16 protein-coding genes are annotated in these 16,288 nt (G+C 43.5%); all 16 read left to right on the forward strand.

All coding sequences use genetic code 11. The features are described from left to right. Positions 1-83 precede the first annotated feature (83 nt). The 16 genes from prtG (at position 84) to yabN (ending at position 16,287) form a co-directional block, all read left to right on the forward strand. Positions 84-956: a sporulation-specific protease PrtG gene (gene prtG / locus M1M80_RS00275; protein ID WP_060397768.1), complete on the forward strand. Its 873-nt coding sequence runs from the start codon at positions 84-86 to the stop codon at positions 954-956. Positions 957-1,166: 210 nt separating this feature from the next. After that, positions 1,167-1,427, forward strand: coding sequence for a biofilm formation stimulator Veg (gene veg / locus M1M80_RS00280; RefSeq protein ID WP_003218330.1), 261 nt, complete (start codon positions 1,167-1,169; stop codon positions 1,425-1,427). A 161-nt stretch (positions 1,428-1,588) separates the two neighbouring features. Next, entirely contained in the window at positions 1,589-1,774 is a 186-nt protein-coding gene (locus M1M80_RS00285) for a small, acid-soluble spore protein, alpha/beta type (protein WP_003218333.1), read from the forward strand. A 147-nt stretch (positions 1,775-1,921) separates the two neighbouring features. Next, positions 1,922-2,791 (forward strand): 4-(cytidine 5'-diphospho)-2-C-methyl-D-erythritol kinase, encoded by an 870-nt coding sequence (gene ispE / locus M1M80_RS00290; protein ID WP_003242137.1) that lies wholly within the window; start codon positions 1,922-1,924, stop codon positions 2,789-2,791. A gap of 55 nt (positions 2,792-2,846) precedes the next feature. Beyond that, on the forward strand, positions 2,847-3,704 hold the full coding sequence (gene purR / locus M1M80_RS00295) for a pur operon repressor (RefSeq protein ID WP_003242134.1): 858 nt from the start codon (positions 2,847-2,849) through the stop codon (positions 3,702-3,704). After that, the gene (ridA, locus tag M1M80_RS00300; protein ID WP_003226738.1) at positions 3,701-4,078 is read left to right on the forward strand and encodes a 2-iminobutanoate/2-iminopropanoate deaminase; all 378 of its coding nucleotides are present in this window, start codon (positions 3,701-3,703) and stop codon (positions 4,076-4,078) included. The genes purR and ridA overlap by 4 nt, the downstream gene beginning before the upstream one ends. A 195-nt stretch (positions 4,079-4,273) precedes the next feature. Next, a complete protein-coding gene (spoVG, locus tag M1M80_RS00305; protein WP_003218346.1) occupies positions 4,274-4,567 on the forward strand; it encodes a septation regulator SpoVG in 294 nt (97 codons plus the stop codon). A gap of 192 nt (positions 4,568-4,759) precedes the next feature. Further along, complete coding sequence (gene glmU / locus M1M80_RS00310; RefSeq protein ID WP_060397769.1) at positions 4,760-6,130, forward strand: bifunctional UDP-N-acetylglucosamine diphosphorylase/glucosamine-1-phosphate N-acetyltransferase GlmU; 1,371 nt, start codon at positions 4,760-4,762, stop codon at positions 6,128-6,130. A 22-nt stretch (positions 6,131-6,152) separates the two neighbouring features. Beyond that, positions 6,153-7,106 (forward strand): ribose-phosphate diphosphokinase, encoded by a 954-nt coding sequence (locus M1M80_RS00315; RefSeq protein WP_003218353.1) that lies wholly within the window; start codon positions 6,153-6,155, stop codon positions 7,104-7,106. Positions 7,107-7,189: 83 nt separating this feature from the next. Next, positions 7,190-7,807 carry a 50S ribosomal protein L25/general stress protein Ctc gene (locus M1M80_RS00320; protein ID WP_060397770.1) on the forward strand — a complete coding sequence of 206 codons (618 nt, stop codon included), beginning with the start codon at positions 7,190-7,192 and terminating at the stop codon, positions 7,805-7,807. A gap of 106 nt (positions 7,808-7,913) precedes the next feature. Then, the gene (pth, locus tag M1M80_RS00325; protein ID WP_003242126.1) at positions 7,914-8,480 is read left to right on the forward strand and encodes an aminoacyl-tRNA hydrolase; all 567 of its coding nucleotides are present in this window, start codon (positions 7,914-7,916) and stop codon (positions 8,478-8,480) included. Positions 8,481-8,539: 59 nt separating this feature from the next. Further along, the gene (gene fin / locus M1M80_RS00330; protein ID WP_019257254.1) at positions 8,540-8,770 is read left to right on the forward strand and encodes an anti-sigma-F factor Fin; all 231 of its coding nucleotides are present in this window, start codon (positions 8,540-8,542) and stop codon (positions 8,768-8,770) included. A 69-nt stretch (positions 8,771-8,839) separates the two neighbouring features. Next, on the forward strand, positions 8,840-12,373 hold the full coding sequence (gene mfd, locus M1M80_RS00335) for a transcription-repair coupling factor (RefSeq protein ID WP_060397771.1): 3,534 nt from the start codon (positions 8,840-8,842) through the stop codon (positions 12,371-12,373). Between the two features lie 136 nt (positions 12,374-12,509). Next, complete coding sequence (gene spoVT / locus M1M80_RS00340) at positions 12,510-13,046, forward strand: stage V sporulation protein T (protein WP_003242120.1); 537 nt, start codon at positions 12,510-12,512, stop codon at positions 13,044-13,046. A 183-nt stretch (positions 13,047-13,229) separates the two neighbouring features. Continuing rightward, a complete protein-coding gene (locus M1M80_RS00345) occupies positions 13,230-14,828 on the forward strand; it encodes a putative polysaccharide biosynthesis protein (RefSeq protein WP_060397772.1) in 1,599 nt (532 codons plus the stop codon). Next, positions 14,818-16,287, forward strand: a complete 1,470-nt coding sequence (yabN, locus tag M1M80_RS00350) for a bifunctional methyltransferase/pyrophosphohydrolase YabN (protein WP_060397773.1) — start codon at positions 14,818-14,820, stop codon at positions 16,285-16,287. Before M1M80_RS00345 ends, yabN begins: the two co-directional genes overlap by 11 nt. The last annotated feature ends 1 nt before the right edge of the window (position 16,288 follow it).

Here is a 16,288-nt window from a genome sequence, read left to right on the forward strand (position 1 = left end):
AAACTTGGACTCAGCGAAAAAAGGCGCTTTCTCAAGGCTCTTTCTTTCATGATGAGGCTTAGTCTATGTGTGGAGTGAGGAACGTGCAATTTCAAATAGGGGATATGGTAGCCAGAAAATCTTATCAAATGGATGTTTTGTTTCGCATTATAGGAATAGAGCAAACAAGCAAAGGAAATTCAATCGCCATTTTGCATGGCGATGCAGTCAGGCTGATTGCTGATGCGGATTTTTCTGATCTGGTAGCAGTGAAAAAAGATGAGCAGATGATGCGGAAAAAGAAAGATGAGAGCAGAATGAATGAATCGCTCGAATTGCTCCGCCAGGATTATAAGCTGCTCAGAGAAAAGCAGGAGTACTATGCGACAAGCCAATATCAGCATCAGGAGCATTATTTTCATATGCCGGGCAAGGTGCTTCATCTGGACGGTGATGAAGCGTATCTGAAAAAATGCCTGAATGTCTATAAAAAAATTGGAGTGCCGGTTTACGGAATCCATTGCCATGAAAAGAAAATGTCTGCTTCTATTGAAGAATTACTCGACAAATATCGACCTGATATCCTGGTGGTAACAGGGCATGATGCGTACTCGAAGCAAAAGGGCGGCATTGATGATTTGAACGCGTACAGACATTCAAAGCACTTTGTTGAAACGGTTCATAACGCCCGAAAAAAGATCCCTCACTTAGATCAGCTTGTTATTTTTGCAGGGGCCTGCCAATCCCATTTTGAATCACTCATAAAAGCGGGGGCAAATTTCGCGAGTTCTCCATCAAGAGTAAACATCCATGCGCTTGATCCGGTGTATATCGTCGCGAAAATCAGCTTTACGCCATTTATGGAACGAATCAATGTATGGGAAGTGCTCCGTAATACGCTGACAAGAGAGAAAGGGCTTGGAGGTATTGAAACAAGAGGAGTGCTGAGAATTGGAATGCCTTATAAGTCCAATTAACAGATGAAAACCCGCATCGAAGATCTATGCGGGTTTTTTATTTTACATAATGATACATAATTTACCGAAACTTGCGGAAAATAATTGAGGAATCATAGAATTTTGTCAAAATAATTTTATTGACAACGTCTTATTAACGTTGATATAATTTAAATTTTATTTGACAAAAATGGGCTCGTGTTGTACAATAAATGTAGTGAGGTGGATGCAATGGCGAAGACGTTGTCCGATATTAAAAGATCGCTTGATGGGAATTTAGGTAAAAGGCTGACGTTAAAAGCAAACGGTGGCCGCCGAAAAACGATTGAGCGTTCGGGCATTTTAGCTGAGACGTACCCTTCTGTTTTTGTGATACAACTAGATCAAGACGAGAACTCGTTTGAAAGAGTTTCATACAGTTATGCTGATATTTTGACTGAGACTGTTGAGCTGACATTTAATGATGACGCCGCAAGTTCAGTAGCATTTTAACGGGCAGTGAACCTTTTGTTTACTGCTTTTTGTTTTGCCCTTTTTTGGTTTCCAGTAATTTTAACGAAAGTTCCATCTGATTTAACAAAAGATAAAACAGTCACACATATTATCGTGACGTGCACGAATGGCTATCACTTCTAAAAAAGGGGTTGTTTCGTTTGGGCAGACGTCGTGGAGTTATGTCAGATGAGTTTAAATATGAGCTGGCTAAAGATCTTGGTTTTTATGACACAGTCAAAAATGGCGGCTGGGGCGAAATTCGGGCCCGCGATGCCGGTAACATGGTAAAGCGCGCCATTGAAATCGCCGAACAGCAAATGGCTCAGAATCAGAATAACCGATAAGGATGTGACCCGGGGGACGTGCCGTTCCCCGGTTTTTTGTGTTGGATATAAATACATAATGGGCCGCAATATGGATATGTTCATCCTGTACTTCAAATGTGATACAATGTTCATACTTATGTTTAGATGGAGAAGTAGGTGAAAGCTATGCGTATTTTAGAAAAAGCGCCAGCAAAGATCAATCTGTCACTTGACGTAACCCGAAAACGCCCGGATGGCTATCATGAAGTCGAAATGATCATGACGACGATTGATTTAGCGGATCGGATTGAATTGACGGAGCTGGCAGAGGATGAAGTGAGGGTTTCCTCCCACAACCGTTTTGTGCCTGATGACCAAAGAAACTTAGCTTATCAGGCTGCCAAGCTGATCAAGGACAGATACAACGTGAAAAAGGGAGTTTCCATCATGATTACGAAGGTGATTCCGGTGGCTGCCGGTCTTGCCGGCGGAAGCAGTGATGCGGCTGCGACGCTCAGAGGGCTGAACAAACTGTGGAATTTAAATCTTTCTGCAGAAACGCTTGCTGAGCTTGGAGCGGAAATTGGCTCCGACGTTTCATTTTGTGTCTATGGCGGGACTGCACTGGCAACAGGACGAGGTGAGAAAATTAAACACATCAGCACGCCTCCGCACTGCTGGGTCATTTTAGCGAAGCCGACAATCGGTGTTTCAACTGCTGAGGTATACAGACAGCTGAAGCTGGATGATGTAGAACATCCGGATGTACAAGGCATGATTGAGGCTATAGAGGAAAAGAGTTTTCAAAAGATGTGCAGCCGTTTAGGCAATGTGCTTGAATCTGTTACGCTTGATATGCATCCTGAAGTCGCGATGATCAAAAACCAGATGAAACGCTTTGGCGCAGATGCCGTGTTAATGAGCGGGAGCGGCCCGACTGTGTTTGGGCTGGTTCAGTATGAGTCGAAGGTGCAAAGAATTTATAACGGGTTAAGAGGCTTCTGCGATCAAGTTTATGCGGTAAGAATGATCGGCGAACAGAACGCTCTTGATTAAATCCGTATGTTAAGTTATATTGATCTTAAAATATTCGGATTTTGGGGGTAAGTTCATGAAGTTTCGTCGCAGCGGCAGATTGGTGGACTTAACAAATTACTTGTTAACCCATCCGCACGAGTTAATACCGCTAACCTTTTTTTCTGAGCGGTATGAATCTGCAAAATCATCGATCAGTGAAGATTTAACGATTATTAAGCAAACCTTTGAGCAGCAGGGGATCGGTACTTTGCTTACTGTTCCCGGAGCTGCCGGAGGCGTCAAATATATTCCGAAAATGAAGCAGGCTGAAGCTGAAGAGTTTGTGCAGACACTTGGACAGTCGCTGGCAAATCCTGAGCGTATCCTTCCGGGCGGTTATGTATATTTAACGGATATCTTAGGAAAGCCATCTGTACTCTCCAAGGTGGGGAAGCTGTTTGCTTCTGTGTTTGCAGACCGCGAAATTGATGTAGTCATGACCGTTGCCACGAAAGGCATCCCTTTGGCGTACGCAGCTGCGAGCTATCTGAATGTCCCTGTCGTCATCGTTCGCAAAGACAACAAGGTAACAGAAGGCTCCACAGTCAGCATTAATTACGTCTCAGGTTCCTCAAACCGCATTCAAACAATGTCACTAGCGAAAAGAAGCATGAAAACGGGTTCAAACGTACTCATTATTGATGACTTTATGAAAGCAGGCGGCACAATTAATGGTATGATTAACCTGTTGGATGAGTTTAACGCAAATGTGGCGGGGATCGGCGTCTTGGTTGAAGCCGAAGGAGTAGATGAGCGTCTTGTTGATGAATATATGTCACTTCTTACTCTTTCAACCATCAACATGAAAGAGAAGTCCATTGAAATTCAGAATGGCAATTTTCTGCGTTTTTTTAAAGACAATCTTTTAAAGAATGGAGAGACAGAATCATGACAAAAGCAGTCCATACAAAACATGCCCCAGCGGCAATCGGGCCTTATTCGCAAGGGATTATCGTAAATAATATGTTTTACAGCTCAGGCCAAATTCCTTTAACTCCTTCAGGCGAAATGGTGAACGGTGATATTAAGGAGCAGACTCATCAAGTATTCAGCAACTTAAAAGCGGTGCTGGAAGAAGCAGGTGCTTCTTTTGAAACAGTTGTAAAAGCAACTGTATTTATCGCGGACATGGAACAGTTTGCGGAAGTAAACGAAGTGTACGGACAATATTTTGACACACATAAACCGGCGAGATCCTGTGTTGAAGTCGCGAGACTCCCGAAGGACGCGCTGGTCGAGATCGAAGTTATTGCATTGGTAAAATAATAAGAAAAAGTGATTCTGGGTGAGCTCGGAATCACTTTTTTATTTACCTTATGCCCGAAATAAAAGCGTTATGACCTAATTGTGTAACTATATCCTATTTTTTCAAAAAATATTTTAAAAACGAGCAGGATTTCGGAAAAAATCGTGGAATTGATACACTAATGCTTTTATATAGGGAAAAGGTGGTGAACTACTGTGGAAGTTACTGACGTAAGATTACGCCGCGTGAATACCGATGGTCGCATGAGAGCGATTGCATCCATCACGCTGGATCACGAATTTGTTGTACATGATATTCGTGTGATTGATGGAAACAATGGTCTTTTCGTTGCGATGCCGAGTAAACGCACCCCTGATGGAGAGTTCCGCGATATTGCTCATCCAATTAATTCAAGCACGCGAGGAAAGATTCAAGATGCCGTGTTAAATGAGTATCATCGTCTGGGTGACACTGAAGCATTAGAATTCGAAGAAGCTGGAGCTTCTTAAAAAATAACCAAAAAGCAAGGACTGCTGAAAGGGCTGACAAAAGCCTTTTGCCGGCAGTCCTTTTTTAATTCTGATTTTTCAAACTTAATTGCACTCAATAGAAAATTCTTGCACTTCATGAAGTCTCCTTGAAATCAGAAGATATTTAGGATATATTTTTCTATGGATAAAAGGGATATTGGAGGCCAATAAATGGATAAGCGGTTTGCAGTTGTTTTAGCGGCTGGACAAGGAACGAGAATGAAATCGAAGCTTTATAAAGTCCTTCATCCAGTTTGCGGTAAGCCTATGGTAGAGCACGTCGTGGACGAAGCCTTAAAGTTATCTTTATCAAAGCTCGTCACGATTGTCGGACATGGTGCGGAAGAAGTGAAAAAGCAGCTTAGTGATAAAAGCGAGTACGCGCTTCAAGCAGAACAGCTTGGCACTGCTCATGCGGTAAAACAGGCACAGCCATTTCTTGCTGACGAAAAAGGCGTCACGATTGTCATTTGCGGAGATACGCCGCTTTTAACAGCAGAGACAATGGAACAGATGCTGAAAGAACATACACAAAGAGAAGCGAAAGCTACGATTTTAACTGCGGTTGCAGAAGATCCAACCGGATACGGCCGTATTATTCGCGGCGAAAACGGAGCGGTTCAAAAAATCGTTGAGCATAAGGACGCCTCTGAAGAGGAACGTCTTGTGACTGAGATCAATACCGGCACGTATTGTTTTGATAATGAAGCACTATTCCGGGCCATTGATCAGGTGTCTAATGATAATGCTCAAGGCGAGTATTATTTGCCGGATGTCATAGAGATTCTTAAAAACGAAGGCGAAACTGTTGCCGCTTACCAGACTGGTAATTTCCAAGAAACGCTCGGAGTTAATGATAGAGTTGCTCTTTCTCAGGCAGAACAATTTATGAAAGAGCGTATTAATAAAAGGCATATGCAAAATGGCGTAACGCTGATTGACCCGATGAACACGTATATTTCTCCTGACGCTGTCATCGGAAGCGATACTGTGATTTATCCTGGAACTGTGATTAAAGGTGAGGTGCAAATCGGAGAAGATACGATTATCGGCCCTCATACAGAGATTATGAATAGTTCAATTGGCAGCCGTACGGTCATTAAACAATCGGTAGTCAATCACAGTAAAGTGGGGAATGATGTAAACATAGGACCTTTTGCTCACATCAGACCTGATTCTGTCATCGGGAATGAAGTGAAGATCGGGAATTTTGTTGAAATCAAAAAGACTCAATTCGGAGACCGAAGCAAGGCTTCTCATTTAAGCTATGTCGGTGATGCTGAGGTAGGCACAGATGTAAACTTGGGCTGCGGTTCAATAACTGTCAATTATGATGGAAAGAATAAATATTTGACGAAAATTGAAGACGGCGCGTTTATCGGCTGCAACTCCAACTTGGTTGCCCCTGTCACAGTCGGAGAAGGCGCTTATGTAGCGGCAGGTTCAACTGTTACGGAAGATGTACCTGGAAAAGCGCTTGCTATTGCCAGAGCGAGACAAGTAAATAAAGACGATTATGTGAAAAATATTCATAAAAAATAATCCTAAATTCGGAGGTTTATCCATGTCTAATCAATACGGAGATAAGAATTTAAAGATTTTTTCTTTGAATTCGAATCCAGAGCTTGCAAAAGAAATCGCAGATATAGTTGGAGTTCAATTAGGGAAATGTTCTGTCACAAGATTTAGTGACGGGGAAGTCCAAATTAATATCGAAGAAAGTATTCGCGGATGTGACTGTTATATCATCCAGTCTACAAGTGACCCCGTTAACGAGCATATTATGGAACTGCTGATTATGGTAGATGCGTTAAAACGCGCTTCTGCAAAAACGATTAACATTGTTATTCCTTATTACGGTTATGCGCGTCAAGACAGAAAAGCAAGATCCCGTGAGCCAATCACAGCAAAACTTTTCGCTAACCTGCTTGAAACAGCCGGTGCGACTCGTGTGATTGCACTTGACCTGCATGCGCCGCAAATTCAAGGATTCTTTGATATACCGATTGACCACTTAATGGGTGTTCCGATTTTAGGAGAATATTTTGAAGGCAAAAACCTTGAAGATATCGTCATTGTTTCACCAGACCACGGCGGTGTGACACGCGCCCGCAAACTGGCTGACCGACTAAAAGCGCCGATTGCGATTATCGATAAACGCCGTCCGCGTCCAAACGTGGCGGAAGTCATGAATATTGTTGGTAATATCGAAGGGAAGACCGCTATTCTTATCGATGACATTATTGATACTGCAGGTACCATTACACTTGCTGCTAATGCGCTCGTTGAAAACGGGGCGAAAGAAGTATATGCATGCTGTACACACCCTGTACTATCAGGCCCTGCTGTTGAACGGATTAATAATTCAACAATTAAAGAGCTTGTTGTGACAAACAGCATCAAGCTTCCTGAAGAAAAGAAAATTGAACGGTTCAAGCAGCTTTCAGTCGGACCGCTTCTGGCTGAAGCGATTATTCGCGTTCATGAGCAGCAATCAGTCAGCTATCTGTTCAGCTAAACCGATATTTGAGGTTTAAATCCTTATCGTTATGGGTATTGTTTGTAATAGGACAATAAAACGATAATAGGATGGTGCTGAATATGGCAACTTTAACGGCAAAAGAAAGAACGGACTTTACTCGTTCGTCTCTTCGGAATATCCGTACTTCAGGACATGTTCCAGGTATCATATATGGGAAAGACACGGGAAACAAACCTGTATCATTAGACAGTGTGGAGCTGATCAAAACGCTGAGGGACGAAGGTAAAAATACAGTCATCACGCTTGACGTCAGCGGAGAAAAACATTCTGTCATGGTAACAGACCTGCAAACGGACCCGCTGAAAAATGAAATCACTCATGCTGACTTTCAAGTTGTCAATATGAGTGAAGACATTGAGGTGGAAGTTCCGATTCATCTGACCGGAGAAGCCATTGGAGTGAAAAACGGAGGCGTATTGCAGCAGCCGCTGTATGCACTTACTGTAAAGGCTAAGCCAAAAGCCATTCCGCAAACGATTGAGGCTGATATTTCAAAACTCGATGTAAATGAAGTACTGACTATTGCGGATTTGCCTGCTGGCGGTGACTACTCCTTTAATCATGAATCAGATGAGGTCGTAGCTTCTATCCTTCCTCCGCAGCAGCAGGAAGCAGCTGAGATAGATGAAGAGGAATCTGCCGATGCTCAGCCTGAAGGTGAAAACAAAGAACAATAATAGCTTAAGGCGTAACCCTCCCGAGGTTACGTCTTTTGTGCTAGAATGAGAAGAATTATAGCCCGCTATGCAGGCGGGAGTTTATGTGACTAAGGGAGGATTCGCCATGCTTGTAATTGCCGGTCTCGGAAACCCCGGGAAGAACTATGAAAATACACGGCATAATGTCGGATTTATGGTGATAGATCAGCTTGCGAAGGAATGGAATATTGAACTGAATCAAAATAAATTTAACGGATTATACGGAACCGGATTTGTTTCCGGCAAAAAGGTTCTACTTGTTAAACCGCTTACATATATGAATTTATCAGGAGAATGTTTGCGGCCTTTAATGGACTATTATGATGTCGATAATGAAGATTTGACAGTCATTTACGACGATCTTGATCTTCCGACTGGCAAGATCCGTTTAAGAACGAAAGGAAGCGCTGGAGGGCACAATGGCATCAAATCACTGATTCAACATCTTGGAACATCCGAGTTTGACCGCATACGCATCGGAATCGGCCGGCCTGTAAACGGCATGAAGGTCGTTGATTATGTGTTGGGCTCCTTCACAAAGGAGGAGGCACCTGAGATTGACGGAGCGGTCGATAAATCTGTGAAGGCTTGTGAAGCTTCTCTGAGCAAACCGTTTTTAGAAGTCATGAACGAATTTAACGCGAAGGTATAAAATGAATCAACAAAGTCCATACTACACCAAAATGACTTTTTCATCAGGAGGTCCCTTGTATGGCTTTGCATTATTATTGTCGTCATTGCGGAGTGAAAGTAGGCAGTCTTGAATCTTCCATGGTATCGACTGACTCACTTGGATTTCAGCACTTAACAAACGAGGAAAGAAACGATATGATTTCTTATAAAGATAATGGAGATGTCCATGTTTTGACTATATGTGAAGATTGCCAAGAGGCGCTTGACCGAAATCCGCATTACCACGAACATCACACATTTATTCAATAAAAAGCTTTGGTGTAGACACTAGACCAAAGCGTTTTTCTGTTCTCACAGGAAACAGAGAGGAGGGGCCATATGGACAACATTCAAACCTTTATAAAAGAAAGCGATGACTTTAAATCCATCATCAACGGTTTACACGAGGGGCTGAAGGAACAGCTGCTCGCGGGTCTGTCGGGTTCCGCGCGTTCTGTTTTTACTTCTGCCCTGGCTAATGAAACGAATAAGCCTATCTTTCTAATCACCCATAACTTATATCAAGCCCAGAAAGTAACGGATGATCTGACTGCACTTCTAGAGGATCGGTCTGTCCTTTTGTACCCCGTCAATGAACTTATTTCATCAGAAATCGCAGTCGCAAGCCCTGAATTGCGGGCGCAGCGATTAGATGTCATTAATAGATTAACGAATGGAGAAGCGCCAATTGTCGTTGCTCCTGTAGCTGCAATCAGAAGAATGCTGCCGCCTGTAGAGATGTGGAAAAACAGCCAAATGCTCATTCAAGTGGGCTATGATATCGAACCTGATCAGCTTGCATCACGGCTGGTAGAGGTAGGATATGAGCGGTCTGATATGGTTTCTGCACCCGGGGAATTCAGTATTCGCGGAGGAATCATTGACATTTACCCGCTGACTTCAGAGCATCCGGTGAGAATTGAACTTTTTGACACCGAAGTTGATTCAATCCGCAGCTTTAACTCAGATGATCAGCGGTCAATTGAGACGCTTACCTCGATCAATATCGGTCCTGCGAAGGAATTGATTATCAGACCTGAAGAAAAAGCGCGGGCGATGGAAAAAATGGATGAAGGTCTTGCCGCAAGCCTGAAAAAATTAAAGCTCGACAAGCAAAAAGAAATCCTTCACACGAATATTTCTCACGACAAAGAACGCTTGTCTGAAGGCCAGACAGATCAGGAGCTGGTGAAGTATCTCTCATATTTCTATGAAAAGCCTGCTAGTTTACTAGATTATACACCTGATAATACACTTCTGATTTTGGATGAAGTCAGCCGGATTCATGAGATGGAAGAACAGCTTCAAAAAGAAGAAGCGGAGTTCATAACAAACCTTCTTGAGGAAGGGAAGATTTTGCATGACATCAGTTTGTCATTCAGCTTCCAAAAAATAGTGGCTGAGCAAAAACGCCCTCTGCTGTACTATTCTTTATTTTTGCGGCATGTACACCACACGAGTCCGCAAAATATCGTCAATGTGTCAAGCAGACAAATGCAGAGTTTCCATGGCCAAATGAATGTGCTGGCGGGTGAAATGGAACGCTTTAAAAAATCCAACTTCACCGTTGTATTCTTAGGAGCCAACAAGGAACGTACACAGAGATTATCTTCTGTTCTCGCTGATTATGAAATCGAAGCCGCCATGACAGACAGCAAAAAAGCTCTTGCTCAGGGACAGGTCTATATCATGGAAGGCGAGCTCCAATCGGGATTTGAGCTGCCGTTAATGAAGCTTGCCGTTATTACGGAAGAAGAATTGTTCAAAAACCGTGTGAAAAAGAAGCCTCGAAAACAGAAGCTTACAAATGCAGAGCGCATTAAAAGCTATTCCGAGCTTCAAATCGGTGATTATGTCGTTCATATTAATCACGGGATCGGAAAGTATTTAGGAATTGAAACCCTTGAAATCAATGGGATACACAAAGACTATTTAAACATCCATTATCAGGGAAGCGACAAGCTTTATGTCCCTGTAGAACAAATTGACCAGGTGCAAAAATATGTCGGCTCCGAAGGAAAAGAGCCGAAGCTGTATAAATTAGGCGGAAGCGAATGGAAACGGGTCAAGAAAAAAGTAGAGACATCCGTTCAGGATATTGCTGATGATTTAATTAAGCTGTATGCCGAAAGGGAAGCGAGCAAGGGCTATGCGTTTTCTCCTGACCATGAAATGCAGCGTGAATTTGAATCGGCGTTCCCTTATCAAGAAACCGAGGATCAGCTCCGTTCCATTCACGAAATCAAAAAGGACATGGAAAGAGAACGTCCGATGGACCGCTTGCTATGCGGTGATGTAGGCTACGGTAAAACAGAGGTTGCCATACGTGCCGCGTTTAAGGCGATCGGTGACGGAAAGCAGGTAGCTCTGCTCGTTCCGACAACAATTTTGGCACAGCAGCACTATGAAACCATTAAAGAGCGCTTCCAGGACTATCCGATTAATATCGGCCTGCTCAGCAGATTCAGAACGAGAAAAGAAGCGAACGAAACAATCAAAGGATTGAAAAACGGGACTGTTGATATCGTCATCGGGACGCATCGGCTGCTGTCAAAAGATGTCGTGTATAAAGACTTAGGACTCCTCATCATTGATGAAGAGCAGCGTTTCGGTGTAACCCATAAAGAAAAGATCAAACAGATCAAAGCCAATGTTGATGTATTAACTTTAACAGCGACGCCGATTCCGCGTACGCTGCATATGTCTATGCTTGGCGTAAGGGACCTTTCAGTCATCGAGACTCCGCCGGAAAACCGATTCCCCGTACAGACGTATGTTGTGGAATACAACGGCGCCCTTGTCAGAGAGGCGATTGAACGTGAGCTTGCACGCGGAGGCCAGGTCTATTTCTTGTACAACCGGGTAGAGGATATCGAGCGGAAGGCGGATGAAATCTCAATGCTTGTCCCTGACGCAAAGGTAGCGTATGCGCACGGGAAAATGACAGAAAACGAATTAGAAACCGTTATGCTAAGTTTCCTTGAAGGAGAATCAGACGTTCTCGTCAGCACAACCATTATTGAAACAGGCGTTGACATTCCGAACGTCAATACGCTGATCGTATTTGACGCCGACAAGATGGGTCTTTCTCAGCTTTATCAGCTGCGGGGACGCGTCGGCCGGTCTAATCGTGTGGCGTATGCGTACTTCACGTACCGCAGGGATAAAGTGCTGACAGAAGTGGCTGAAAAAAGGCTGCAGGCCATTAAAGAATTCACAGAGCTTGGTTCTGGTTTTAAAATCGCAATGCGTGACTTAACGATTCGCGGAGCCGGGAATCTTCTTGGCGCCCAGCAGCATGGCTTCATCGATTCGGTCGGATTTGACCTCTATTCACAAATGCTGAAGGAGGCCATTGAAGAGCGTAAAGGAGACACAGCGAAGACGGAACAGTTTGAAACAGAAATTGATGTTGAGCTTGATGCATATATTCCGGAAACATATATTCAAGACGGCAAACAGAAAATTGATATGTATAAACGCTTCAGGTCTGTGGCTACAATCGAAGAGAAGAATGAACTTCAAGACGAAATGATCGACCGGTTTGGAAACTATCCAAAAGAAGTCGAATACTTGTTTACTGTTGCAGAAATGAAGGTTTATGCGAAGTATGAACGTGTTGAGCTGATTAAGCAGGATAAAGATGCTGTCAGATTGACAATTTCAGAAGAAGCAAGTGCTGAAATTGACGGCCAGAAGCTGTTTGAGCTCGGCAATAAATATGGAAGACAAATCGGACTGGGAATGGAAGGCAAAAAACTCAAAATCTCCATACAGACGAAAGGCCGAAGTGCCGATGAATGGCTCGAAACCGTGCTGGGCATGCTGAAGGGCTTAAAAGATGTGAAAAAGCAAACCATTTCATCAACGTAAATTTTGTTACTCTCTGGTGTATATTACATTTGATGTTACGGATACTAATTTCAAGCGAGGCGGAAGGTACATAAAGTGACTTGCTTTAGGTCTTTCCCACATGTATATACCATCAAATGAAAGAGAGGCACCAGAGATGAAAGCAACCGGTATCGTACGTCGTATTGATGACTTAGGACGGGTCGTGATTCCTAAAGAAATTCGCAGAACTCTAAGAATCAGGGAAGGCGATCCGCTTGAGATTTTTGTAGATCGTGACGGAGAAGTGATTTTGAAAAAGTACTCTCCGATCAGTGAGCTTGGAGACTTTGCAAAGGAGTATGCAGACGCGCTTTATGACAGTCTCGGGCATTCAGTGCTTATTTGTGACCGTGACGTATATATTGCCGTGTCTGGCAGCTCAAAAAAAGACTACTTAAACAAGTCGATCAGCGAAATGCTGGAAAGAACAATGGATCAGCGCAGTTCCGTGCTTGAGAGTGATGCGAAATCAGTACAGCTTGTGAATGGCATAGATGAGGACATGAATTCTTATACTATCGGCCCGATTGTGGCGAATGGCGATCCGATAGGCGCCGTGGTTATTTTTTCAAAGGATCAGACAATGGGCGAAGTAGAGCATAAAGCCGTTGAGACAGCAGCTGGATTTTTGGCGCGTCAAATGGAACAGTAGGTCTTATTCCTTTTATCGAAAATAGGTATGAAAAGAACAGCTCTCCATGGGATGCTGTTCTTTTTTTCATGCATGCCCAAAAAGGATTCCAAGGGTTGGGATGTGGTATAATAACCTCGTTTTTATTTGTGCCGCGGTAATACGTGAACCGTATTGCCCCTGACGTTGGGAAGGAGCTTTTGGATGGACGATTCAATAGGCGTCAAACGGCATTGGATTTGGCAGGGGGCATTTGTTTTAATTCTGGCAGGCGTTATCTCAAAAATATTAAGCGCCGTGTACAGAGTCCCGTTTCAAAACATTGTCGGCGATGTTGGATTTTATATATATCAGCAGGTTTATCCCTTTCTTGGTATTGCGGTCATGCTGTCAACATCAGGATTTCCGGTCATTATTTCGAAACTGATGAATGATTACAGTGAAAAAAGCCATCACACCATATTAAAAATGTCAGCGTTGTTTTTGTCTTTCATTGGTGTTTTATTATTTCTGTGCTTATATATGGGTGCTGTTCCAATCGCACTTTTTATGGGAGACTCACATCTCGCCGTGTTAATTCAAGTCACTGCGTTTGCATTTCTGCTGTTCCCGTTTGTCGCGTTGCTTAGAGGCGGGTTTCAAGGGCGGTACGATATGCTCCCGTCAGCTTTATCGCAGATGACAGAGCAATTTCTGCGGGTTGCGGTGCTCTTGGGATTATCATTTTGGCTCGTCAAAAAGGGAGCCTCGCTTTATACTGCGGGAGCGGCAGCTGCTTCCGGGTCTCTTGCCGGGAGTTTCATTGCGTTGATGATACTTGGATTTTTTTGGTTTAAAGTGAAAAGAGACAAACAAACGGAAACGCAAAATGAAAATGTCATAACAACAAAAGAACTAATGAAAAAACTGCTTTTATATTCGGTTACAATTTGTGTAAGCAGTTTGCTGCTTTTGTTTATCCAGCTTGTTGATGCTTTGAATTTATATTCTTTGCTTTCGGACGGTGAGGCGAGTGAAGAAGCGAAACGCCTAAAGGGGATTTATGATCGGGGACAGCCCTTGCTGCAGCTTGGTTCAGTTTTCGCAGTGAGCATTGCGACGTCACTCGTTCCGTATATTTCTAAGGCCGTAAAGAACAAAGAGCTGAAGATCATGAAAGAAAAAGTCACGTCTTCTTTAAAACTATGTCTTGTATTGGGTACAGGCGCGTCGGCTGGATTAATTTGCATTCTTGAGCCGGTCAATATCATGCTGTTTCAAAATGGTGAAGGGACAGCTGCATTACAGATATTTAGCTGCTCCATTTTGTTTGCATCTCTGGCAGTCACGGCAGCCGCAGTTTTGCAGGGGGCGGGATACACAGTTTTTCCTGCGATAGCGGTGGGCGCAGGTGTTGCAGTGAAATGGGTGTTAAACACCCTTTTGGTACCGCGCTATGGGATTGAAGGTGCATCACTTGCAACAGCGGCTTCCTTTGCTGCTGTCGCCGGGCTTAACTTGTATCAGCTTCGGCAAAAGGAATGGCTCAATAAGCTAAGAGCCGTTATGATTCCGATTATTGGATGTGCCCTTTTGATGTCGGCTGTCTTGCTTGCGTATATGCGTCTCTGGACTTTCTTGTATCCTGCAGCAGGAAGAGGAGCGGCTGCGATTGAAAGTCTTTCTGCTGTCGCCATTGGTGGCGCGGTGTTTATTTATTGTATGATGAAATTGGGAATATTTACAGATGAAGAGCTGAACAGTGTGCCTTTTGGCAGCAAGTTAAGCAAAATCATGAGAAGGAGAGAACAAAATGGCGGGTAATATTACAGTCGTCGGACTTGGTGCCGGAGACATGGACCAATTGACAATTGGTATACATAAGCTGCTGACAAAAGCTGATACGCTGTATGTCAGAACCAAGGATCATCCCTTAATTCAGGAGCTTGAAAAAGAAACGAAGAACATCCGTTTTTTTGATGATATATATGAGAAACATGACCAGTTCGATGAGGTATATGAAGAAATTGCAAATATCCTCTTAGAAGAGGCACAGCGTGAGGACGTGGTTTATGCTGTACCGGGACACCCTTTTGTCGCGGAAAAAACAGTACAGCTGCTGACGGAGCGGCAGAAAGAGAAAAACGTCCAAGTAAAAGTCGCGGGAGGACAAAGTTTTCTTGATGCCACATTCAATGCCTTGCAAATCGACCCGATTGAAGGCTTTCAATTTGTGGATGCCGGCACATTGTCCGCGGATGAGCTTGAGCTCAGACACCACCTGATCATTTGTCAGGTTTACGACCAAATGACGGCTTCTGAAGTCAAGCTGACATTGATGGAAAAGCTGCCTGATGATTATGAGGTTGTGATCGTGACAGCGGCTGGAAGCCGTGACGAGGAGATCCAGACAGTGCCTTTATTTGAGCTGGACCGTAATGTCGCCTTGAATAACTTAACAAGTGTGTATATTCCGCCGATTAAAGAAGAGAAGCTGCTTTATCACGAATTCTCCGCGTTCCGAAGCATCATCAGAGAGCTTCGCGGGCCTAATGGATGTCCGTGGGATAAAAAGCAAACGCATCAGTCATTAAAACAGTACATGATTGAAGAGTGTTATGAACTTCTTGAAGCAATTGACGAAGAAGACACAGACCATATGATCGAAGAGCTTGGCGACGTTTTGCTTCAGGTCTTACTCCACGCGCAGATTGGCGAAGATGAAGGTTATTTCACAGTTGATGATGTCATAAAAGGTATCAGTGAAAAAATGGTCCGAAGACATCCCCATGTGTTTAAAGATGTTAAGGTTCAGGATGAAAACGATGTTTTGGCAAATTGGGAAGACATAAAAAAAGCCGAAAAAAATACATCCGAAGCATCCTTATTAGACAGCGTGCCGAAAACCCTTCCAGCTCTTTCAAAAGCTGCTAAACTGCAGAAAAAAGCAGCGAAGGTCGGTTTTGATTGGGAAGACGTCAGCGATATTTGGGAAAAAGTAAGCGAGGAAATGAAGGAGTTTTCTTCTGAGGTTTCTGAAGATCCTCATGAACACAATCTCAAGGCTGAGTTTGGCGACATTTTGTTCGCACTTGTGAATGTAGCCCGCTTCTACAAAATAGAACCGGAGGAAGCGCTGGCCATGACCAATGACAAATTCCGGAGACGGTTCTCGTATATTGAGGAATCAGCACAGGAAAAGGGAATCAAGCTGGCTGATATGTCTCTTGAGGACATGGACAAACTGTGGAATGAAGCAAAAGAAACTGAGAGGAGATCATAAA

Source organism: Bacillus inaquosorum, assembly GCF_023238325.1.
Lineage (GTDB): Bacteria > Bacillota > Bacilli > Bacillales > Bacillaceae > Bacillus > Bacillus inaquosorum.